The organism is Cedecea sp. AS113 (assembly GCF_037152415.1).
GTDB lineage: Bacteria > Pseudomonadota > Gammaproteobacteria > Enterobacterales > Enterobacteriaceae > Cedecea.
In genome coordinates this window covers 103,034-124,215 of sequence record NZ_JBBCMI010000005.1, presented here as the reverse complement: position 1 = coordinate 124,215, position 21,182 = coordinate 103,034, and the positions used below count along the sequence as shown (strand labels likewise).

At 53.6% G+C, this 21,182-nt stretch carries 20 protein-coding genes and 1 other annotated feature; of the genes, 5 read left to right on the top strand and 15 right to left on the bottom strand.

What is annotated here, in order from left to right; genetic code table 11:
• Window positions 1–18: 18 nt before the first annotated feature.
• Window positions 19–951 carry a bifunctional riboflavin kinase/FAD synthetase gene (gene ribF / locus WFN87_RS07870; protein WP_336982807.1) on the bottom strand — a complete coding sequence of 311 codons (933 nt, stop codon included), beginning with the start codon at window positions 949–951 and terminating at the stop codon, window positions 19–21.
• Window positions 952–1,277: 326 nt separating this feature from the next.
• On the opposite strand from ribF, the gene rpsT reads away from it, so the two are divergent.
• Window positions 1,278–1,541, top strand: coding sequence for a 30S ribosomal protein S20 (gene rpsT / locus WFN87_RS07865; protein WP_008461694.1), 264 nt, complete (start codon window positions 1,278–1,280; stop codon window positions 1,539–1,541).
• 64 nt (window positions 1,542–1,605) lie between these two features.
• Here the strand turns inward: rpsT and nhaR are convergent, their stop codons facing one another.
• From nhaR to dnaK, 4 genes are all read right to left on the bottom strand, one after another.
• A complete protein-coding gene (nhaR, locus tag WFN87_RS07860) occupies window positions 1,606–2,499 on the bottom strand; it encodes a transcriptional activator NhaR (RefSeq protein ID WP_008461693.1) in 894 nt (297 codons plus the stop codon).
• A gap of 66 nt (window positions 2,500–2,565) precedes the next feature.
• Window positions 2,566–3,738 (bottom strand): Na+/H+ antiporter NhaA, encoded by a 1,173-nt coding sequence (gene nhaA / locus WFN87_RS07855; protein ID WP_336982805.1) that lies wholly within the window; start codon window positions 3,736–3,738, stop codon window positions 2,566–2,568.
• A gap of 197 nt (window positions 3,739–3,935) precedes the next feature.
• Window positions 3,936–5,069: a molecular chaperone DnaJ gene (gene dnaJ, locus WFN87_RS07850; protein ID WP_008461691.1), complete on the bottom strand. Its 1,134-nt coding sequence runs from the start codon at window positions 5,067–5,069 to the stop codon at window positions 3,936–3,938.
• A gap of 84 nt (window positions 5,070–5,153) precedes the next feature.
• On the bottom strand, window positions 5,154–7,076 hold the full coding sequence (gene dnaK / locus WFN87_RS07845) for a molecular chaperone DnaK (protein ID WP_008461689.1): 1,923 nt from the start codon (window positions 7,074–7,076) through the stop codon (window positions 5,154–5,156).
• 297 nt (window positions 7,077–7,373) lie between these two features.
• Here dnaK and satP point away from each other — a divergent pair, with 297 nt between their 5' ends.
• Window positions 7,374–7,940 (top strand): acetate uptake transporter, encoded by a 567-nt coding sequence (gene satP, locus WFN87_RS07840; RefSeq protein ID WP_166993495.1) that lies wholly within the window; start codon window positions 7,374–7,376, stop codon window positions 7,938–7,940.
• A 51-nt stretch (window positions 7,941–7,991) separates the two neighbouring features.
• Here satP and WFN87_RS07835 read toward each other — a convergent pair whose 3' ends face one another.
• From WFN87_RS07835 to tal, 3 genes are all read right to left on the bottom strand, one after another.
• Window positions 7,992–9,302, bottom strand: coding sequence for an MFS transporter (locus tag WFN87_RS07835; RefSeq protein WP_166993493.1), 1,311 nt, complete (start codon window positions 9,300–9,302; stop codon window positions 7,992–7,994).
• 125 nt (window positions 9,303–9,427) lie between these two features.
• The gene (gene mog, locus WFN87_RS07830; protein ID WP_008461683.1) at window positions 9,428–10,015 is read right to left on the bottom strand and encodes a molybdopterin adenylyltransferase; all 588 of its coding nucleotides are present in this window, start codon (window positions 10,013–10,015) and stop codon (window positions 9,428–9,430) included.
• A gap of 109 nt (window positions 10,016–10,124) precedes the next feature.
• Window positions 10,125–11,078, bottom strand: a complete 954-nt coding sequence (tal, locus tag WFN87_RS07825) for a transaldolase (RefSeq protein WP_336982801.1) — start codon at window positions 11,076–11,078, stop codon at window positions 10,125–10,127.
• Window positions 11,079–11,295: 217 nt separating this feature from the next.
• Here tal and WFN87_RS07820 point away from each other — a divergent pair, with 217 nt between their 5' ends.
• Together WFN87_RS07820 and yaaA are read left to right on the top strand one after the other, a co-directional pair.
• Window positions 11,296–12,735 carry an alanine/glycine:cation symporter family protein gene (locus WFN87_RS07820; protein ID WP_336982800.1) on the top strand — a complete coding sequence of 480 codons (1,440 nt, stop codon included), beginning with the start codon at window positions 11,296–11,298 and terminating at the stop codon, window positions 12,733–12,735.
• Between the two features lie 72 nt (window positions 12,736–12,807).
• On the top strand, window positions 12,808–13,581 hold the full coding sequence (gene yaaA, locus WFN87_RS07815) for a peroxide stress protein YaaA (protein ID WP_336982798.1): 774 nt from the start codon (window positions 12,808–12,810) through the stop codon (window positions 13,579–13,581).
• 46 nt (window positions 13,582–13,627) lie between these two features.
• Here yaaA and WFN87_RS07810 read toward each other — a convergent pair whose 3' ends face one another.
• The 7 genes from WFN87_RS07810 to yjjY form a co-directional block, all read right to left on the bottom strand.
• Window positions 13,628–13,888: a DUF2502 domain-containing protein gene (locus tag WFN87_RS07810; RefSeq protein WP_008461673.1), complete on the bottom strand. Its 261-nt coding sequence runs from the start codon at window positions 13,886–13,888 to the stop codon at window positions 13,628–13,630.
• Between the two features lie 212 nt (window positions 13,889–14,100).
• Complete coding sequence (gene thrC, locus WFN87_RS07805) at window positions 14,101–15,387, bottom strand: threonine synthase (protein ID WP_336982796.1); 1,287 nt, start codon at window positions 15,385–15,387, stop codon at window positions 14,101–14,103.
• A 3-nt stretch (window positions 15,388–15,390) separates the two neighbouring features.
• Complete coding sequence (thrB, locus tag WFN87_RS07800; protein WP_008461668.1) at window positions 15,391–16,320, bottom strand: homoserine kinase; 930 nt, start codon at window positions 16,318–16,320, stop codon at window positions 15,391–15,393.
• A 1-nt stretch (window position 16,321) separates the two neighbouring features.
• Window positions 16,322–18,784 carry a bifunctional aspartate kinase/homoserine dehydrogenase I gene (thrA, locus tag WFN87_RS07795; protein ID WP_336982794.1) on the bottom strand — a complete coding sequence of 821 codons (2,463 nt, stop codon included), beginning with the start codon at window positions 18,782–18,784 and terminating at the stop codon, window positions 16,322–16,324.
• A gap of 25 nt (window positions 18,785–18,809) precedes the next feature.
• Window positions 18,810–18,927: a sequence feature (Thr leader region), on the bottom strand.
• Window positions 18,866–18,934, bottom strand: coding sequence for a thr operon leader peptide (gene thrL / locus WFN87_RS07790; RefSeq protein WP_071530522.1), 69 nt, complete (start codon window positions 18,932–18,934; stop codon window positions 18,866–18,868). (Overlaps the previous feature by 62 nt.)
• Before the next feature lie 196 nt (window positions 18,935–19,130).
• On the bottom strand, window positions 19,131–19,817 hold the full coding sequence (locus WFN87_RS07785; RefSeq protein WP_008461665.1) for a tRNA/rRNA methyltransferase: 687 nt from the start codon (window positions 19,815–19,817) through the stop codon (window positions 19,131–19,133).
• A 402-nt stretch (window positions 19,818–20,219) separates the two neighbouring features.
• The gene (gene yjjY / locus WFN87_RS07780) at window positions 20,220–20,360 is read right to left on the bottom strand and encodes a protein YjjY (RefSeq protein ID WP_085938930.1); all 141 of its coding nucleotides are present in this window, start codon (window positions 20,358–20,360) and stop codon (window positions 20,220–20,222) included.
• Window positions 20,361–20,456: 96 nt separating this feature from the next.
• Between yjjY and arcA the strand changes: the two genes are divergently transcribed.
• Window positions 20,457–21,173 (top strand): two-component system response regulator ArcA, encoded by a 717-nt coding sequence (arcA, locus tag WFN87_RS07775; RefSeq protein ID WP_008461663.1) that lies wholly within the window; start codon window positions 20,457–20,459, stop codon window positions 21,171–21,173.
• Window positions 21,174–21,182 lie beyond the last annotated feature (9 nt).

Sequence of the window (21,182 nt, the reverse complement as noted above, 5' to 3'; positions counted from 1 at the left end):
CGTATTTCGGTTAGCCTTTCAGGCATTTGACTCAAAAAATTCTCGGGCTGACACCACATCTCTGGCGATTTGCGCCTTCAGCTCATCGAGTGAAGCAAATCGCTGCTCATTACGTATCTTTTTACGCAGCACTACTTCTATATGGCGACCATAAAGGTCCATTACAACGTCCAGTAAATGGACTTCAAGCTGCTGGCGTATTCCCGCCACCGTAGGGCGAGTACCGATGTTTGCCACGCCGGCAATCGGCTTTTCACCAAGGCCTGAGACTTCCACCGCATAAACCCCTTTTACCGGGGAAACGTGGCGACGCAGCGGCAGGTTTGCCGTCGGGAAGCCAATAGTACGGCCCAGTTCATCCCCATGCACAACGCGGCCGGAGATCATAAACGGATGCCCTAACAGGTTTTCTGCCTGCTGCAGGTCATCATCGGCCAGCGCCTGGCGCACCGCGGTACTGCTGATACGCACCCCATCGTCACAAAACGTTTGGGTGCTGGTGATATCAAACCCGTATTCGCGGCCAGCCTTCTGTAATAACAAGAAATCCCCCTGGCGACCAGCGCCAAAGCGGAAATCATCCCCCACCGCGAGGAATTGCACCCCAAGCCGGTCAACCAGAAGGTCGCTCACAAAGTTTTGTGCGCTCAGCGCGGCGAAGCGGCGATCAAAGCGCACGCACAGCACGTAGCCCACGCCACACTCGGCCAGGTAGCGCAGCTTTTCTCGCAGGCGAGTCAACCGGGCAGGGGCTTTTTCCGGTGCAAACAATTCGAGCGGTTGAGGCTCAAAAATCATGACCATTACCGGAAGGTTGCGCGCACGCCCCTCTTCGCACAGACCCTTTAATAGCGCCTGGTGGCCACGATGCACGCCGTCGAAATTACCAATGGTGAGTACACACCCGTGGTGCTCCCGGCGCAGATTATGTATACCGCGTATCAGCTTCATGGCTGGCTCAAAACAGTGGAAATTGGCGGATTATACCAACTACCGCGATTAAGGTTAACCGGCGATTAGCGCCTTTAGCGTAAAGCTTGAATGAATTCATTGTACTGGGAAGGGCTTTGCGCAGACTTCGCATTTGTCTTGACGAATTTTGATGCGAAAGACTGTATTCCGAAGCCTGATGCTGGTAGAATCCGCGCCATCACACGTAAGAGGTGTCGGAAATTTAACGACGCTTATTTGCACAAATCCATTGACAAAAGAAGGCTAACGGGGCATATTCCTCGGCCTTTGAATTGTCCACATAGATCATATTTGGGAGTTGGACCTTGGCTAATATCAAATCAGCTAAGAAACGTGCCGTACAGTCTGAAAAGGCTCGTAAGCACAACGCAAGCCGTCGCTCTATGATGCGTACTTTCATCAAGAAAGTATACGCAGCGATTGAAACTGGCGATAAAGCTGCTGCACAGAAAGCATTTAACGAAATGCAACCAATCGTGGACCGTCAGGCTGCTAAAGGTCTGATCCACAAAAACAAAGCTGCGCGTCATAAAGCAAACCTGACTGCGCAAATCAACAAACTGGCTTAATCGCCTTTTTGCTGTGAGCTTTGATAAAAAAACCGGCTAACGCCGGTTTTTTTATGCCTGTCATTCAGTCAACTTTAAACAGCGCGGAGTAATCCTTGCTGCAGATGCGCTGCACCGCAGGATGCTGAATCATGCGTTCGGCAAAAATGGCATGGTACTCCTCCAGCACGTTATCCATTCTACCTATCTCGACGATATCGTCATCGCTATAGATATCCTGCGCATACAGCGTCGGTGCCACAAAGATAGCGTTATGTGCGGCGCCAAACGCCTTCATCAGCGCGGCATCATCAAACTCGCCCAGAATCTCAATCTTCAGTCCCTGGATGTTAATCCAGTTAAGCAGTTTGCGGCCCAGCATTGAGCGACGCCCGGGAATAAGCAGACGTCTGGTTTCCAGACAGGCGGGGAAAGGCAGTTCAGGCTTCGGTCCCTGGCACCAGAAACTGATACCGCATTCACCGAGCTTCACCGAGAACAGCCCTTCCTGCTGAGTAGAATCAATCGGGCAGTCCGAGATGATCATATCCAGCTTATGCTGGCTAAGCTGCTCCAGCAGCATTTCATGGGTTGATTCAAAACAGCGCAGGTGGATCTGCTCATCCTCGACCACGGCCGCATCCAGCACGCCGCTAACCAGACGCTTGGATAACGCATCCGCCACGCCAACATCAAATAAAATGTTAGCTTCTTTACGGTAGTTAACGATATCCAGCATTTCCTGGCTCAGGGTAAACATTCTGTCGGCGTAGCGGAACACCAGTTGCCCCAGCTCCGAAGGGACAAGTCCCCTGCCCTGACGGCGGAATAGTTTGCCCTGCAGGCGCTCTTCAAGCGCTTTGATTTGCCCGGTGATCGTTTGTGGGGTCAGGAACAATGCCTCAGCCGCACCGACAACCGACCCTTCTTTGCAAACGTGCCAGAAATAATAAAGATGATTGTAATTGATATGGGACATACCCTTCACTCCCTGAGAATTAATCCATTATCGGGTCATCTGGCGATGACCCGGCAGCCAGTAACGTCATGAAGTCGCCTTAGGCAATCGTACTTTTAGCATCATGAAGCCGACGACAGCAGAGAGTAACGACCCCAGCAAAATGCCCAGTTTCGCCCAGGTAATCAGCTCCGCGTCAACGTCGCCAAAGGCCAGTGAAGCGATGAAGATGGACATCGTAAACCCTATGCCACACAGCACGCCTACCGCCATAATATCCCTGAAGCTTGTTCCCTCTGGCAGTGAGGCAAGCTTAAACTTCAGCGCCAGCCAGCAAAACAGGCTGATACCCAGCGGCTTACCGATGAACAACCCGGCCATAATACCCAGCGGCAGAAGCGACGTTAGCCCCTGCATGGTCACTCCGCTGAGGGAAACCCCTGCATTAGCAAAAGCAAACAGCGGCAGGATCAGGAAGGCGACCCACGGATGCAGCACATGCTCCAGGTCCTGAGCTGGCGAGCGTCCCTTTTCTTCTTTCAGTGGAATGAAGAAGCCAATAATCACGCCTGCAAGCGTGGCATGCACGCCTGATTTCAGTACCGCAGTCCACAATATTACGCCCACCAGAATGTAGACTCCGGTACGACGCACGTTAAACAGGTTCAGCAATGCCAGTGCCACAATGGCCACGGCAGCGAGACCTAGCGACATCACCGAAAGATCGCTGGTATAAAACAGCGCGATAATCACAATTGCGCCAAGATCATCAATAATTGCCAGCGCCATCAGGAAAACCTTCAGCGCCAGCGGGACACGGTTGCCTAGAAGCGCAAGGATCCCTAAAGCAAAGGCAATGTCGGTTGCCGCAGGTATCGCCCAGCCTTCACGGGTTACAGGATCAGCATAGTTAAAAACCAGATAAAGCAGAGCCGGTACCACCATCCCACCCAGGGCGGCAATGACCGGGAATGAAGCCTGACGGCGATCGGCCAGTGACCCGATAACCATTTCCCTCTTTACCTCAAGGCCAATCATCAGGAAGAAAATCGCCATCAAGGCATCATTCACCCACAGCAGCAGATTTTTACTGATATCCAGCGGCCCAATTCTCACTTCAACAGGTGTGGCAAGAAAAGCCTCATAGCCAGCGCTGGTCGATCCCATATTTGCCAGTAGCATTGCCAGTGCCGCAGCAACAATCAAAAAAATACCGCCAGCGGCATCATTCTGAAAGAAACGTTGCAGATTTTTAGTCATTATTTCACCCAACTCTCTAAGTAGCGTATTCATCCTGAACACTAATAGGGTAGCCAGAATAGCGACAATGACACATCGTTAAAAACAGCTTATATGGCAAAAAAAGATCGGAAAAACCGACCCATATCAAAAAGCATAAAAAAACCTGAACCGAATGAAGCAGTTCAGGTTTTTTGAAGCATACCAACAGGAAGAAATTACCGAGTTAAATCATCAAAGAATTTCTTCACCCCGTCGAAGAAGCTCTTCGAACGCGGGCTGTTATTCGCCCCGGTAGGGCCGCCGAAGCTCTCTTCTAAATCACGCAGCAGCTTTTTCTGTTTTTCGTTCAGACTAACTGGCGTCTCTACAACGACACGGCACAGCAGATCGCCCTGCGCACCGCCGCGTACGGACTTCACGCCTTTACCGCGCATTCTGAACAGCTTGCCGGTTTGCGTCTCACCCGGAACCTTCAGGTTAACTCGACCGTCCAGGGTTGGAACTTCAATTTCCCCACCCAGCGCAGCCATCGCAAAGTTGATCGGCACTTCGCAGTAGAGGTTATTACCTTCACGTTCGAAGATTGGGTGCTGTTTCACCTGAACCTGAACGTACAGATCGCCTGATGGCGCGCCGTGTTCGCCCGCTTCGCCTTCGCCAGACAGACGAATACGGTCCCCGGTATCCACGCCTGCCGGAATTTTCACCGACAGCGTTTTGGTTTTCTCTACGCGGCCGTGACCGTGGCAGCTGTTGCACGGATCTTTAATGATAGTGCCGCGGCCCTGACAGTGCGGGCAGCTTTGCTGCACGGTAAAGAAGCCCTGGCGCATCTGCACCTGGCCCTGGCCGTGACAGGTTGGACAGGTCTGCGGGGAAGATCCTTTCTTCGCGCCGCTGCCGTGGCAAACTTCGCACTCTTCGAGCGTCGGGATACGGATCTCTTTGGTGACGCCACGAACCGCTTCCTCAAGCGTTAAGTCCATGTTGTAGCGCAGGTCTGCACCGCGGGACGCACGCTGGCGGCGTCCGCCACCAAAAATGTCGCCGAATACGTCGCCAAAGATATCGCTGAAGTCGGCACCGCCGCCACCAAAGCCGCCGCCGCCGCCCATACCACCTTGTTCAAACGCAGCGTGACCGTACTGATCGTAGGCCGCACGTTTTTGGTCATCGGTCAGGATTTCGTAGGCTTCTTTGATCTCTTTGAACTTCGCCTCGGCCTCTTTATCGCCCTGGTTACGGTCCGGATGGAACTTCATCGCCAGGCGCTTGTAAGCCTTTTTGATTTCACGCTCTTCCGCTGACTTCGGAACGCCTAAAACCTCGTAATAGTCTCTCTTCGCCATCTCTTTTTTCTGCCCTTAACATACGAGCACGGGCGTGGAGTAAACTCCGCGCCCGTGCCGGTTAATTACCCTGCATCAGGGCGATTATTTTTTATCTTTAACTTCTTCGAACTCGGCATCAACAACATCGTCGTCTTTGCCGGCGTTGGCGTGGCCTGCATCTGCGGCATTGCCAGCCTGCTGCTCAGCGTGCTGCTGCTGAGCCAGTTCCATCAGCTTCTGGGATACTTCAGCCAGAGCCTGGATTTTAGCTTCAATGTCCGCTTTGTCTTCGCCCTTCAGGGACGCTTCCAGCGCGGTCAGCGCAGACTCGATAGCGGTTTTGTCGTCAGCCGGCAGTTTGTCGCCTGCTTCTTCAACCTGCTTACGGGTGCTGTGCAGCAGATGGTCACCCTGGTTACGGGTCTGAACCAGCTCTTCGAACTTACGGTCAGCTTCGGCGTTAGCTTCTGCATCACGAACCATTTTCTGGATTTCGTCTTCGTTCAGGCCAGAAGATGCTTTGATGGTGATCTTCTGCTCTTTGCCGCTGTTTTTGTCTTTCGCGGAGACGTGCAGAATACCGTCAGCATCGATGTCGAAGGTGACTTCGATCTGTGGCATACCGCGCGGTGCCGGGCTGATCCCATCCAGGTTGAACTGACCCAGTGATTTGTTATCGGATGCGCGTTTACGCTCACCCTGAATCACGTGGATGGTTACCGCAGACTGGTTGTCTTCCGCAGTAGAGAACACCTGGCTGTGCTTGGTTGGGATGGTGGTGTTTTTGCTGATGAGCGCAGTCATCACGCCACCCATAGTTTCTATACCCAGAGACAGTGGGGTAACGTCCAGCAACAGCACGTCTTTTACATCACCGGTCAGCACGCCGCCCTGAACCGCTGCACCGATAGCAACAGCTTCGTCCGGGTTAACGTCTTTACGCGGCTCTTTACCGAAGAACTCAGCAACTTTTTTCTGCACCATTGGCATACGAGTCTGACCGCCGACCAGGATAACGTCCTGGATATCGGAAACAGACAGGCCAGCATCCTGCAGGGCAACTTTCAGCGGCTCGATAGAACGGTTGACCAGGTCTTCGACCAGGGATTCCAGTTTCGCACGAGTCACTTTGATGTTCATATGCTTTGGACCGGTCGCGTCTGCAGTGATGTACGGCAGGTTTACGTCGGTCTGCTGTGCAGAAGAAAGCTCGATTTTGGCTTTTTCTGCCGCTTCTTTCAGGCGCTGCATTGCCAGCGGATCGTTACGCAGGTCAATGCCCTGATCTTTCTTAAACTCGTCAACGAGGTAGTTGATCATGCGGCTGTCGAAGTCTTCACCACCCAGGTGGGTATCACCGTTGGTTGCCAGAACTTCGAAGGTTTTCTCGCCGTCAACTTCGTCGATTTCGATAATAGAGATATCGAAAGTACCACCACCGAGGTCGTAAACCGCGATAGTACGGTTGCCGACTTCTTTATCCAGGCCGTAAGCCAGAGCGGCAGCGGTTGGTTCGTTGATGATACGTTTCACTTCCAGACCTGCGATACGGCCAGCGTCTTTGGTTGCCTGACGCTGAGCATCGTTAAAGTATGCAGGTACGGTGATAACAGCTTCGGTTACCGGCTCACCCAGGTAATCTTCAGCGGTTTTCTTCATTTTCTTCAGCACTTCAGCAGAGATCTGCGGCGGTGCCATTTTCTGACCTTTTACGTCAATCCATGCGTCGCCGTTGTCAGCGCCGATGATTTTGTAAGGCATGATGGCTTCATCACGCTGCACTTCTTCGTCCTGGAAGCGACGGCCAATCAGGCGTTTAATCGCAAACAGAGTGTTTTGCGGGTTAGTCACTGCCTGACGTTTAGCCGGCTGACCTACCAGGATTTCGCCGTCCTGCGTGTAAGCAATGATAGAAGGCGTGGTGCGGTCGCCCTCGGCGTTCTCCAGCACACGAGCAGTTGTACCATCCATAATCGCGACACAAGAGTTAGTAGTCCCCAGGTCGATACCAATAATTTTACCCATCTAAACGTCTCCACTAAAAATTCGTCATCATGTGGTTGTGAACCTGTTATGCGGGCAAAAGCGTCTGTTTCAACTGCCCGAAGCGTTTTTTTTCAGGTCCGCCAACTGCGGTTGCATACAAGATGGGGTCGCAACGCTTGCCATCAAGGGGCAGGTGAAAAAAAATTTTCTGCTTTCCCCCCGCTCAGATCATAGACGCCGACGTGCTGCCTGATTATTATGCCGCGCCCGCAACCGGACTCCCGGCTGCGGGGCCTTAATTAACACTACATTTCAGATGAATTTTTCAGAGGAACTATGGGCAACACTAAGTTGGCTAATCCAGCTCCCCTGGGCTTAATGGGCTTCGGCATGACCACCATTTTGCTCAACCTGCATAACGCAGGTATTTTTGGTTTTGACGTTACTATCCTCGCGATGGGGATTTTCTACGGCGGTATCGCGCAAATCTTCGCGGGCCTGCTGGAGTTTAAAAAAGGGAACACTTTCGGTTTAACCGCCTTCACCTCCTACGGCTCTTTCTGGCTGACGCTGGTGGCGATTCTGCTGATGCCTAAAATGGGCCTCAGCGATGCGGCCAACGGCCACTTCCTTGGCGCATACCTGGGTCTGTGGGGTGTCTTCACCCTGTTCATGTTCTTCGGCACCCTGAAGTCCCCACGTATGCTGCAGTTCGTGTTTGCCAGCCTGACCGTGCTGTTTGCCCTGCTGGCGATTGGCCACCTGGCAGATAACGAAGGTATGGTGAAAATCGCGGGCTGGATTGGCCTGGTGTGTGGCGCCAGCGCTATCTACCTGGCGATGGGTGAAGTGCTGAACGAGCAGTTTGGCCGCACCGTGCTGCCGATCGGCGAAAAGCACTAATCTTCCTTTAGCGGAAAACAAAACGCGGAGCCCTGCTCCGCGTTTTTTTATTCAGGAAGGCGTCAGCGCCCTTTCTTCTATCTTGTCCTGATGATGAATATCCTTTCTTAGCCAAATCCCCATCACCAAACCCACAACGGCAAGCGCCAGCACGTACCAGGCCGGAGCCATCGGCGAAACGCCCATTAACATGGTGACCGCAATCGGCGTCAGGCCGCCAAAAATGGCATAGGACAGATTGTAAGAAAACGAAATGCCGGTGAATCGTACCTGCGCCGGGAAGGCTCGCACCATAACAAATGGTACCGCGCCAACCACGCCCACGCTCAGCCCGACCAGGCCATACAGCAAGAAGAGATGTTCTGGATGCGTCCCACTCAGGTGATAAAACATCCAGCTACAGATGGCGAGCAAGATGCTGCCGACGGTAAAGGTTTTCCCTGAGCCATAGCGGTCAGCCGACAGCCCTGCCAGCAGGCAGCCCACGCACAGCATAATCGTGGCGATACTGTTTGCCTGCAACGTTAAGGCAGGCGCGATCCCATGCTGTTTTTGCAGCCAGATCGGCGACATCAATATCACCACCACGATGCAGGCGGAGAGCAGCCAGGTCAGCAGCATAGAAACCACCACCGCTTTTTTATGCCCAACCACGACTGACTTAAGCGGCATCTCCTCGGCCAGCGCTTTACGCTGCTGCATTTCGAGGAAGATCGGCGTTTCACGCAGCCAGCGGCGAAGGTACATCGCCACCAGACCAAAAATCCCGCCAAGGAAGAAAGGAATGCGCCAGCCGCCGTCATGAATCGCCTGCTGGGTCATGGAAGTATTAATAATGGTTGCCACCACGGAGCCCAACAGAATCCCGACGGTCAGCCCCATCGTCAGAATGCCGCAGGCAATACCAATCCGCTTATCCGGCACATGCTCAGAGACAAACACCCAGGCGCCCGGCACTTCGCCGCCGATGGCCGCCCCCTGCAGAATACGCATCAGCAGCAGCAACAGCGGAGCCGCAATGCCTAATGAAGCGTACGTTGGCAACAAACCTATGGCCAGTGTCGGTACCGCCATCAGCAGAATACTGAGGGTAAACATCTTTTTGCGGCCAACCAGATCGCCAAAGTGCGCCATCACAACCCCGCCCAGCGGACGCACAAGATAACCGGCCGCGAAAATAGCGAATGTCTGCACCTGGCGCAGCCACTCCGGGATATCGGCCGGGAAGAAGAGCTCTCCCAGCACCGCCGCAAAGAAGACGAAGATAATGAAGTCGTAGAATTCGAGGGCGCCACCGAGGGCTGCAAGCGTCAGGGTTTTGTAATCCTGCCGGTTAAGAGGTCTGGCGTGCTGTTTTGACATAGGGGACCGCTTGTAAAGAGGAGTGTTAATTATTTTTTCCGTTTAGCTGTAAAGCCAGAGTTACTATAACGATAAAATGTTCACACTCCATACCAATTCGATCTTATGTCACAAAAGCTAATTATTCAGGGTTTTGTCTCGCGCCGAGCGCTTTTAGGGCGGAAAGCTGCTACCACATGGTCATGCGTTTCAACATAAGGCCCATCCAGCAGCTGTATACAATACGGTACACTCGCAAAAATTCCCGGCACCACAACCTTGCCGGTTTCATCTTTCACGCCTTCCAGCGTTTCCTGAATAGATTTTGGCTGCCCCGGAAGGTTGAGGATCAAGGCCTGTTTGCGAATGACGCCCACCTGACGCGAGAGGATCGCTGTCGGGACAAAATGCAGGCTGATCTGACGCATCTGTTCGCCAAAGCCGGGCATTAACCGATCGGCGACGGCGAGCGTAGCGTCCGGCGTTACGTCACGACGCGCCGGCCCGGTTCCGCCGGTGGTCAGCACTAAATGGCAGGCCATCTCATCCACCAGCTCGCAAAGTGCTTGTTCAATGAGGGATTGCTCGTCAGGGATCAGACGGGTTTCTATTTTAAACGGCGTCGTCAACGTCTGCTCAAGCCACTCTTGCAGCGCAGGGATGCCTTTATCCTGATAAACGCCGCTAGAAGCGCGGTCTGAAATGGACACGAGTCCAATGCGTAAGGTATTCATATCAATCCCGGAAATCAGCAAGTCTGAGAGGAATGATACACGGGGAAAGGCGTTGCAGACAGGGAAAGCGGTGAAAAGCGTGGCCGACGGAAGCCGACCACGAGAATGATTACAGCAGGTCGCCGATCATTTTTTCCAGTTTTTCCTGGTCGATAGCAAACTTACGGATACCGTCCGCCAGTTTGTCTACGGCCATTGGATCCTGGTTGTGCTGCCACAGGAACTGGGACTCGGTGATACGCTCAGGACGCGCTTTCACTTCCCCGGTGTAGCTCAGCTTACGCTCAATTGCGCCTTCGCTTTCTGCCAGCTCTTTCAGCAGGGCAGGTGCGATGGTCAGGCGGTCACAGCCAGCCAGCTCGACGATTTCACCGACGTTACGGAAGCTTGCACCCATCACCACGGTTTCGTAACCGTGCTGCTTGTAGTACTGGTAGATTTCGGTCACGGAAACCACGCCTGGATCTTCCTGCGGAGCGTACTCTTTCTTGTCGGTGTTAGCTTTGTACCAGTCAAGGATACGGCCAACGAACGGAGAAATCAGGAACACGCCAGCTTCAGCACAGGCACGAGCCTGAGCGAAGGAGAACAGCAGGGTCAGGTTACAGTTGATGCCTTCTTTTTCCAGCTGCTCTGCAGCGCGGATGCCCTGCCAGGTAGAAGCCAGTTTAATCAGGATGCGATCGTTGCTGATGCCCGCGTCGTTGTAGAGCTTGATCAGGTGTTTGGCTTTCGCGATGCTGGCTTCGGTATCATAGGAAAGGCGAGCATCCACTTCGGTCGAGATACGGCCAGGGATCAGCTTCAGAATTTCCAGGCCGATGTTTACCGCCAGCTTGTCGGAAGCGTCAACCACCTGCTGAGCGCGATCGGTGCTCTGGCTACGAGCCCAGGTAATCGCTTCGTCGATCAGTTTACGGTACTCAGGGATCTGCGCAGCGTTAAGGATCAGAGAAGGGTTGGTAGTAGCATCTTGCGGCTGGTACAGCTTCATCGCCGCGATATCTCCGGTGTCAGCAACCACGGTGGTCAGTTGACGCAAAGAAGTCAATTTATCCGTCATAATGAGTGTTTCTCTTCAGGTGTAGCTTGTTAGGGAGATGTAACCGGTCTGGCTTGATGATATCACGCCGCCCATCAGGTGCAACCGCGACAAGTGCTGTCCGTCCAGTGGACGAGAATATGCTAAACTCGACCGCCATTTTATCTGTAACGTAATGGATTGCATGGCCCGGGCCCGTCAACCTCGCCGCCATCACGCATTAACAAGAGGGACGTTAATGACAGATTTTTTATTTTTTATCAATGAGGTACTTTGGGGCTCGGTCCTACTTTGGCTGCTTATTGGCGCGGGCATCTGGTTCACCTTCCGCAGCGGCTTCGTCCAGTTCCGTTACTTTACCCGGCTGCGCCTTTTCCTGCGCAACAGCGACTCGCCGGATCCTTCCGGAATATCCTCATTCCAGGCACTTTGCACCAGCCTTGCCGCGCGCGTCGGCAGCGGTAACCTTGCGGGCATTGCGCTGGCCATCTCAGCAGGTGGCCCCGGTTCGGTGTTCTGGATGTGGGTTGCCGCCGTGCTCAGCATGGCCACTGCCTTCGCAGAGTGCTCCCTCGCCCAACTCTATAAAACCCGCGACAAAGAAGGAAACTACCGCGGCGGCCCGGCCTGGTATATGGAGCGTGGGCTTGGCATGCGCTGGATGGGGGTGCTGTTTTCCGTCTTTTTGATCGTTGCCTTCGGCATGGTGTTCAACGCCGTACAGGCCAACTCCATCGCGATTGCCACTCACTACGCGTTTGACGTGCCAAAAATCTGGGTAGGCCTATTCCTGGTTACGGTTACCGCGCTGGTCATCTGGCGAGGAATGCGGACCATTGCTCGCCTCTCCCAGTGGCTGGTGCCGCTAATGGCATTACTCTGGGTATGCATGAGCCTGTATGTTGTGGGGCTGCACATTGAACGTTTCCCCGAAGTCATCCGGCTGATTTTCAGCCACGCCTTCGGCTGGCACGAAGCCGTTTCGGGCGCGCTAGGTTATACCGTCAGCCAGGCCATCACCAATGGCTTCCAGCGCGGGATGTTTTCTAACGAAGCTGGCATGGGCTCCACGCCTAACGCAGCCGCAGCGGCGGCCGCATGGCCCCCACACCCGGCCACTCAGGGCGTGGTGCAAATGTTTGGGGTATTAATTGATACGGTGATCATTTGCACCGCGACTGCCGCCATTGTGCTGATGTCCGGCATGATGGATGGCACAGAAACGTCACGCAGCGGCATTATTCTGGTTCAGCAAGCGCTCAGCTCAGCCGTAGGCAGTTGGGGCAGCGGTTTTATCGTGGTTATCGTTTTCCTGTTCGCCTTCACGTCTATCATGGCGAATTACACCTACGCAGAGAACAATTTGCTGTTCCTGAACCAGGACAGCCGCGCGCTGAAATTTTTACTGCGCTTTATGGTGCTCACTATGGTGATGTTCGGTACGCAGGCCGCGCTGCCACTGGTCTGGCAGCTGGCAGACGTGGCGATGGCTATTATGGCGTTAACCAATATCACGGCGATCCTGCTGCTTTCTCCGGTGGTGAAAACAATAGCGGCAGATTATCTGCGCCAGCAAAAGCTGGGCATATCGCCTATTTTCAACCCCAACCGTTTCCCGGAGATTAAGACCCAGCTTGCCCCCGGCGTTTGGGACAGAGACGTGGAAAAAAAACCTTAGCTGATTGCAGCCATAGGCCGCGACAGGCAGGAAATTTGCTAAAGTAACGGCCTAACTATGCAAGGAGTGGACATGCTAATTCTTATCTCACCTGCCAAAACGCTGGATTACCAAAGCGAGCTGCCGACGGACCGCTATACACAGCCGGAACTGTTGGAATATTCACAGCAGTTAATCAGCGTTGCCCGCAAGCTTAGCGCACCGCAAATTGCCTCCCTGATGAGCATCAGCGATAAGCTGGCTTCTCTTAACGAAACCCGTTTCCATGAGTGGCATCCGGCATTTACGCCACAAAACGCGCGCCCGGCTATTTTCGCCTTTAAAGGTGATGTGTATACCGGCCTGCAGGCCGAAGAGTTTAGTGAAGCCGACTTTGATTTCGCCCAACAGCATCTGCGTATGCTTTCCGGGCTGTACGGCGTGCTGCGCCCGCTGGATTTAATGCAGCCTTACCGGCTGGAAATGGGCATTCGCCTGGAAAACCCAAAAGGCAAAGATCTGTATCACTTCTGGGGCGATACGATCACCGAGAAGCTCAATCAGGTGCTGGCCACCCAGGGCGACAATATCGTGGTCAATCTGGCGTCTGATGAATACTTTAAAGCGGTGAAGCCGAAGAAGCTGAACGCGGAGATCGTCAAGCCCGTCTTCCTCGATGAGAAGAACGGCAAGTTTAAAGTCATCAGCTTCTACGCGAAAAAAGCGCGCGGGCTGATGAGCCGCTACATCATTGAGAATCGCCTGACGAAGCCAGAACAACTCAAAGCGTTTAATACCGACGGCTATTTCTTTGATGAAGAAGCGTCACAGAAAAACGAACTGGTGTTTAAGCGCCACGAGCAATAAAAAAACGCCAGCGTTAAGCTGGCGTTTTACTTTGAACTCGCGCCGGTTATCTGTCCCAGCGATTATCATGATGTTCCCGTGGCGGGCCATCAAACCTTGCGTGGCGCTGCCAACGATGTTCACGCCACTCATAGTGTCTTACCCACCAGTCGTGGTCTCGCCAGTAATGGCCGTCCCAGTAGCGCCCGTGGTTATCCTGATCGCCGAAGTGCAGCGTCACGGCAGGCACCAGCGTGATTTCTCCCGCCTGTACCGCCAGCGGCGTCACCACCAGCAGGGACAACGCCAGAAAAATGGATTTCAACATAATTTGCTCCTTACTTCTTAAGCCGGCCCAGTGGGCCCGTTAAGATGAGCTTATGTCGGAAATCACACCCGCGTTATTCTCCGCAATCCTAATCTCTAAGCACCCGCATTTTATGGGAATTTCTCCTTTTTTCCTGCTAAATGCCTGCTTATTTTCTCCCTGATTTACAGGGAAAAACGCCCCAGTCTGACAAGCAAAATGGGGCTTCAGAATTACGCTTTAACCATCATGAACTTACGCAGTTCGGCAAAATCAGCTGGGAGGTTGTGGGACAGCAGCGGCAGATCGGCGCGGGAGGCCAGCTCCTCCGGCAGCGGCAGCGCTTCGCCCAGAATCTCTTCTACGCTCTCTTTAAACTTCGCCGGATGCGCGGTCCCCAGGAACAGCCCAAACTCACCTGGCTGCAGCTGGTCGCGCAGAGCACGGTAAGCAATTGCCGCGTGTGGTTCAGAAACGTAGCCAATCGCCTTCAGCTCGCGCATCGTGTCTTTGGTGGTTGCGTCGGTCACTGCAGCATAGCCAAGGTCGGTCAGACGCCAAATTTTGCGGCGGAAAAGCTCTTCCACTCGCGGCCAGTTGTTCGGCTGGCTAACATCCATGGCGTTGGACAGCGTGGCCACGGTCGCTTTAGGTGCCCACTGGCCTTCAGCCAGGAAACGCGGAACGGTGTCGTTGGCATTAGTCGCCGCAATAAAGCGCTTAATCGGCAGGCCGAGGGATTTTGCCAGCAGGCCAGCCGTCAGATCGCCAAAGTTACCGCTCGGCACGGAGACCACAAGCTGATTACGGGCTTCCTGCGGCAGCTGGGCTACCGCTTCGAAGTAATAGCAGATCTGCGCCAGCAGGCGGCTAATGTTGATGGAGTTTGCCGAGTTTAACCCCAGCGCCACCTTCAATTCTTCATCATCAAATGCCTGTTTCACCAGCGCCTGGCAGGCATCAAAATCGCCGTCAATCGCCACGGTTTCGATATTTCCACCGAGGGTACAGAACAGTTTTTCCTGCAGCGGGCTGATTTTCCCACGCGGATAAAGAATAACGACGCGCACATTCTTAAGGCCGTAGAACGCATGGGCCACCGCCGCACCGGTATCGCCGGATGTTGCGGTCAGAATGGTTACAGGCTTGTCGCCGCTGATGTGGGTCAGCATCTGCGCCATAAAGCGCCCGCCAAAGTCTTTAAACGCCAGCGTCGGGCCGTGGAACAGTTCCAGGCAGCCCACGTCCGGCTCAACCATATTCACCGGTGCAGGAAACGCGAAGGCCGCACGCACGCGCTCTTCCAGAATCTCCTGCGGGATCTCATCGCCGATAAATGCGGACAAAATTTTGCTGCTACGGCTGACAAAATCCATCTCCAGCATGGCGTCGATTTCAGTCAGTTCAAACTCAGGCAGGTCATGCGGGAAAAACAGCCCCTGCTGTTTGCCCAGGCCCTGGGTAACCGCCTGTGCAAAGGAGACCTGCTCGTTGTGATCTTTAAGGTTGTACAGTTTCATGTCTTATCCCAAAACTCGTGCGCCAGCCGTATCCAGACGGCAAATATGTACAAAACCTTCCTGGTTCTGCAAATAATGTTGGCTGAGCCAGTCAGCCACGCGCTGCGCGGTATCGGTGTTATCGCACAGTGCAAATAAGGTCGGGCCAGAACCCGAAATCCCGCTCGCCAGGGCGCCGATATCCGCCACGGCTTTACGGGACTCATCAAACTTCGGCAGCAGTTTGGCGCGGTAAGGTTCAGCAATCACATCCTTCATCAGTTTCGCCGCGAGTGCAGGCTGGCGGGTATGACAGGCATGAATAAAACCGGCCAGATGGCGACCGTGGCTGATGCAGTCCTGACGGCGATACTGGGCGGGTAAAATCGCACGCGCTTCGGCGGTTGAAACCTTAATCCCAGGGTACGCCAGCACCCAAAGCCACTCATCAAAGCCTGGCACCTGCTGGCTGATGATGCCGTTTTCTTCGATCATTAACTGCATGCCGCCGAGGAAACAAGGCGCGACGTTATCGTAATGAATGCTGCCGGAAATACGCCCTTCCAGCTCGCCCATCAGCGCCAGCAAGCGTGTGTCGCTCAAAGGCTTACCGCAAAATTCATTCATCGCCATCAGGCCAGCCACCACTGAACAGGCGCTGGATCCCAGTCCGGAGCCGATGGGCATGTTTTTCTCAAGCGTCATCGCCACGGGAATAGTCTTGCCAATTTCCTGGCAGAAACGCTCCCAGCACTGATAAACAATGTTCTCGCGCGGTTCATCCGGCAGCTTGCTGGCGAACCGCCCAAGGTTGGTCAGGCTGAAGCTGTCTGCCGCTTCAACCGTGACGTAATCACCCAAATGTGAGCCATCAACCGGCGACACCGCCGCACCCAGCACATCAAAACCGACGCTCATATTGGCGCTGGAAGCCGGGGCATATACTTTAACCATCTTAAACTCCTAACTTCCATGACAGGGTGCGAAGCAGATCCGCGAAGACACCGGCGGCGGTAACGTCGTTACCTGCCCCGTAGCCACGCAGTACCAGCGGCAGCGGTTGATAATAGTGGCTGTAGAAGGCCAGGGCATTTTCGCCGTTCTTCACCTTATACAGCGGATCGTTGCCGTCTACGGCGTCGATTTTCACTTTGCAGCTGCCGTCCTCTTCAATAATGCCGACGTAACGTAGCACTTTCCCATCGTCACGCGCCTTCCTCACACGAGCCGTAAACTCATCATCCAACTGAGGAAGGCGTGCCATAAAAGACTCGACGTCTCCGCTTGCATCAAAATTTTCCGGAAGTACGGATTCGATCTCGATATCCGAAAGTTCCAGACTGCTCCCGGTCTCACGTGCCAGGATCAACAGCTTACGCGCCACGTCCATACCGGAAAGATCGTCACGCGGATCCGGTTCGGTATATCCCATTTCACGCGCAGTGCTGGTCGCCAGCGAGAAGCTCATTCCCTCATCCAGCTTCCCGAAGATGTAAGAAAGCGATCCGGAAAGAATGCCCGAGAAACGCTGCAGCTCATCGCCCGCATTCAGCAGGTTTTGCAGGTTTTCGATAACCGGCAAGCCTGCCCCCACGTTGGTGTCGTAGAGGAACTTCCGGCGAGAACTCTCCGCGGCATTACGCAACTGGTGGTAATAATTCATGCTCGAGGTGTTGGCCTTTTTGTTTGGCGTCACTACGTGGAAACCTTCGCTCAGGAAATCAGCGTACTGATCCGCCACGGCCTGGCTGGAAGTACAGTCCACAATCACCGGATTCAGCAGATGATACTCTTTCACCAGGCGGATCAGGCGGCCAAGATTGAACGGCTCTTTGGCCTGCTCCAGCGCCTGCTGCCAGTTTTCGAGATCCAGGCCATGCACGTTAGTCAGCAGGGCTTTAGAATTCGCCACTCCGCAAACGCGCAGGTCGATATGCTTCTCCTTCAACCACGCCTGCTGGCGTTTAACCTGCTCCAGCAGAGCCGCGCCCACGCCGCCAACGCCCACCAGGAACAGCTCAATAACCTGATCGGTGTTAAACAGCATCTGGTGAGTCACACGTACGCCGGTCACGGCATCGTCGTTATTGACCACAACGGAGATAGAGCGCTCGGAAGAACCCTGTGCAATAGCGATAATGTTGATATTCGCGCGGGCCAGGGCAGCAAAGAACTTGGCGGAGATACCACGCAGCGTTTTCATGCCGTCGCCCACGACGGAGATAACCGCCAGGCGTTCGGTGACCGCCAGCGGCTCCAGCAGCTCCTCTTTCAGTTCGAGATAGAATTCGTCTTCCATCGCTTTGCGAGCGCGGCCGCAATCGGCCTGCGGAACGCAGAAGCTGATGCTGTACTCGGAGGAGGACTGGGTGATCAGCACCACGGAGATCCCGGCACGGGACATCGCGGCAAACACGCGTGCAGCCATGCCGACCATGCCTTTCATGCCCGGGCCTGAAACGCTAAACATCGCCATGTTATTCAGGTTAGTGATGCCTTTCACCGGCAGCCCTTCGTCATCGCTCTTGTCGCCAATGAGCGTACCTGGCGCCTGCGGGTTTCCGGTATTTTTAATCAGGCAAGGGATCTGGAACTGGGCAATCGGGGTGATGGTGCGAGGGTGAAGTACTTTGGCGCCGAAGTAGGAAAGCTCCATCGCTTCCTGGTAAGACATCGACTTCAGCAGTCGGGCATCAGGCACCTGGCGTGGGTCGCAGGTATAAACGCCGTCGACGTCAGTCCAGATTTCACAACAGTCGGCTCGCAGACAGGCAGCCAGCACGGCGGCAGAATAGTCGGAACCGTTGCGGCCCAGAACAACCAGCTCGCCTTTGTCGTTCCCGGCGGTAAACCCAGCCATCAGAATCATGTGATCGTCAGGAATGCGGCTGGCGGCAATGCGGCGAGTTGACTCTGCGATATCCACGCTGGAATCCAGGTAATGCCCCACCGCCAGCAGCTTCTCGACCGGGTCGATCACGGTCACCTGGTAGCCACGAGCCTGCAGCACGCCCGACATAATAGCGATAGACAGCTTCTCGCCCCGGCAAATGATCGCCGCATTGATGCTGTCCGGGCACTGGCCCAGCAGGCTGATCCCGTGCAGAACATGTTTAAGCTGAGCAAACTCCTGATTCACTAACCCTTTCAGTTCAGCCAGCGGAAAGCCCGGCTGCGCCTCTGCCAGACCATTCAGCAGTTCAGCAAAAATACGCTCTGCGTCTCTGATATTCGGCACAGCGTCCTGGCCCCCGATGGTTTTCTCAATCATCGCCACAAGGTGGTTAGTAATTTTTGCCGGAGCAGACAACACGGTCGCCACCTGCCCCTGTTTGGCATTACTTTCCAGGATATCGGCAACGCGAAGGAAACGCTCCGCATTTGCCACCGAAGTACCACCGAATTTCAACACTCGCATTGTTGTGACCCCTTGATTTTTTCCCGAAAAAAAAGCCCGCACTGTTTAGGTGCGGGCTTTTTTCATTTTTACCTGTATGCGTCAGCCCGCACCGTTACCTGTGGTAATGGTGGTTGTGATAATTGTGGTAATCAGGCTGAAGCGAAACATGGATGTTGTGTGCTCTAAATTTGTAATAGCTCTATTGGTTAAAGCAATCCCTTTACCAAGTCAATTTTTTTTAGTTCTGTCACAAAAAATCGCCTTGCCCTGTCGAGCTGAAAAAACCACCAAAAATGGGAGTAAAAGCGCGTAAATAGCGCAATAAGTTAGATGAACGTCTCAAAAAGAGTCATTCAAAAACATTTCATTCTGGTAATTTTTTTTCGATGTCATGAAGCAAACGGTGAAGCATTGCCGTGTCTCTCTGCTCCAGTAGCCCCAAACGCTGCTGGACCCAATCGACCATTTTTTGGTCGCCCGCAACCTCAAGACGATGCAAAAGCGCTTCCATTCGCAGACGCAGCGCATTCAACTGCTGCCCGTCACCGGCCACGTTTTCCACAGGCGGTTGCTGCATCAAAGCGGAAAGCTGGTAGCAATAAACCATCACGGCCTGCCCCAGGTTAAGCGACGGATAATCCGCGACCATCGGCACGCCGGTTAGCACATCCGCCAACTCCAGCTCTTCGTTGGTCAGCCCGGAATCTTCACGGCCAAAAACCAGCGCCACGCATCCTACCCACTGGCGTTTCTCTTCGAGTATAGGCAGCAGCTGCTGCGGCGTCGCATAGTAATGAAACTTCGCCCGACTGCGGGCCGTTGTGGCGATGGAAAAATCCACGTCACTCAGAGCATCCGCGAGCGTGTCAAAGTGGCGAATTCCATCAAGAATATCGCCCGCGCCGTGCGCAACCCAGCGCGCGGCGGGCTGGAGATGCGCATCACTGGCTACGATCCTCATCTCCGTAAACCCCATGGTCTTCATCGCCCGGGCAGCGGCCCCGACGTTCTCTGCTCTGGCCGGTGAAACCAGGATAATTGGCAAACGCATTGGAACTCTCTTCTAAAATTCGTTAAAACGTGCGAAGTGATGCACAAATTTGGATAATACGCATCGCAAATTTACTTTGTTGCAACATATATTGTGGCTATAACTTCTGATGGACTTATAACTTAAGCTTATGCTTTTACGTGATTATATACCATGAAAACAGGGGAAACACGGGTTATATCCACTTGTTTATCATGGTTTATTTCCCCACAAGAGAAACACAGCTGCAGGCCAGATTCAGCGTACTTTATTTGACGCTTTACGATCTTGATTATTAAAAAGTTGTGACAAAAGCTAGCATTGAGCTACGATGATTTATTGAAACTGTTAACGTGCTACAATTGAAATTGATATATGTCAACGAAGCGTAGTTTTATCAGGTGTCTAAAGCGCGTCAGCCTGTTATGTTGCTGTTAAAATGGTTAGGATAACAGCCGTTTTTGACACCGTCGGGTCCAAAGGGAATGCACCCACGACCAAGCTAATGATGTTGTTGACGTTGATGGAAAGTGCATCAAGAACGCAATTACGTACTTTAGTCATGTTAAGCCCGGCATGTTAATTTATGGCATGTAACAGGCAGGTCAGGGACTTTTGTACTTCCTGTTTCGATTTAGTTGGCAATTTTAGGTAGCAAACATGCAGACCCCGCACATTCTTATCGTCGAAGACGAATTAGTAACACGCAACACGCTTAAAAGCATTTTTGAAGCGGAAGGCTATGATGTTTTTGAAGCGACCGATGGCGCAGAGATGCATCAAATCCTTGCCGATAATGACATTAACCTCGTCATTATGGACATCAACCTGCCGGGTAAAAACGGCCTGCTGCTGGCGCGTGAATTGCGCGAGCAGGCTAACGTGGCGCTGATGTTCCTGACGGGTCGTGACAACGAAGTAGACAAGATTCTCGGTCTTGAAATCGGTGCGGATGACTACATCACCAAACCTTTCAACCCGCGTGAATTGACTATTCGTGCACGTAACCTGCTGTCCCGCACCATGAATTTAGGGGCCATCAGCGAAGAACGTCGTTCCGTTGAAAGTTACAAATTCAACGGCTGGGAGCTGGACATCAACAGCCGCTCTCTGGTTAGCCCGAACGGTGAACAGTATAAGCTGCCGCGCAGTGAATTCCGTGCGATGCTGCACTTCTGTGAAAACCCGGGCAAAATTCAGTCTCGTGCCGAGCTGCTGAAAAAAATGACCGGTCGCGAGCTGAAGCCGCATGACCGTACCGTCGATGTGACCATTCGCCGCATTCGTAAACATTTCGAATCCACGCCGGATACGCCTGAAATTATCGCCACCATCCACGGCGAAGGCTACCGTTTCTGCGGCGATCTGCAGGAATAAGCGGTGAGA

What these genes read in the sequence shown, in the direction of transcription:
- ribF (WP_336982807.1), bottom strand. Translation starts at nt 951, where the DNA reads ATGAAGCTGATACGCGGTATACATAATCTGCGCCGGGAGCACCACGGG.
- nhaR (WP_008461693.1), bottom strand. Translation starts at nt 2,499, where the DNA reads ATGTCCCATATCAATTACAATCATCTTTATTATTTCTGGCACGTTTGC.
- nhaA (WP_336982805.1), bottom strand. Translation starts at nt 3,738, where the DNA reads ATGACTAAAAATCTGCAACGTTTCTTTCAGAATGATGCCGCTGGCGGT.
- dnaJ (WP_008461691.1), bottom strand. Translation starts at nt 5,069, where the DNA reads ATGGCGAAGAGAGACTATTACGAGGTTTTAGGCGTTCCGAAGTCAGCG.
- dnaK (WP_008461689.1), bottom strand. Translation starts at nt 7,076, where the DNA reads ATGGGTAAAATTATTGGTATCGACCTGGGGACTACTAACTCTTGTGTC.
- satP (WP_166993495.1), top strand. Translation starts at nt 7,374, where the DNA reads ATGGGCAACACTAAGTTGGCTAATCCAGCTCCCCTGGGCTTAATGGGC.
- WFN87_RS07835 (WP_166993493.1), bottom strand. Translation starts at nt 9,302, where the DNA reads ATGTCAAAACAGCACGCCAGACCTCTTAACCGGCAGGATTACAAAACC.
- mog (WP_008461683.1), bottom strand. Translation starts at nt 10,015, where the DNA reads ATGAATACCTTACGCATTGGACTCGTGTCCATTTCAGACCGCGCTTCT.
- tal (WP_336982801.1), bottom strand. Translation starts at nt 11,078, where the DNA reads ATGACGGATAAATTGACTTCTTTGCGTCAACTGACCACCGTGGTTGCT.
- WFN87_RS07820 (WP_336982800.1), top strand. Translation starts at nt 11,296, where the DNA reads ATGACAGATTTTTTATTTTTTATCAATGAGGTACTTTGGGGCTCGGTC.
- yaaA (WP_336982798.1), top strand. Translation starts at nt 12,808, where the DNA reads ATGCTAATTCTTATCTCACCTGCCAAAACGCTGGATTACCAAAGCGAG.
- WFN87_RS07810 (WP_008461673.1), bottom strand. Translation starts at nt 13,888, where the DNA reads ATGTTGAAATCCATTTTTCTGGCGTTGTCCCTGCTGGTGGTGACGCCG.
- thrC (WP_336982796.1), bottom strand. Translation starts at nt 15,387, where the DNA reads ATGAAACTGTACAACCTTAAAGATCACAACGAGCAGGTCTCCTTTGCA.
- thrB (WP_008461668.1), bottom strand. Translation starts at nt 16,320, where the DNA reads ATGGTTAAAGTATATGCCCCGGCTTCCAGCGCCAATATGAGCGTCGGT.
- thrA (WP_336982794.1), bottom strand. Translation starts at nt 18,784, where the DNA reads ATGCGAGTGTTGAAATTCGGTGGTACTTCGGTGGCAAATGCGGAGCGT.
- WFN87_RS07785 (WP_008461665.1), bottom strand. Translation starts at nt 19,817, where the DNA reads ATGCGTTTGCCAATTATCCTGGTTTCACCGGCCAGAGCAGAGAACGTC.
- yjjY (WP_085938930.1), bottom strand. Translation starts at nt 20,360, where the DNA reads ATGACTAAAGTACGTAATTGCGTTCTTGATGCACTTTCCATCAACGTC.
- arcA (WP_008461663.1), top strand. Translation starts at nt 20,457, where the DNA reads ATGCAGACCCCGCACATTCTTATCGTCGAAGACGAATTAGTAACACGC.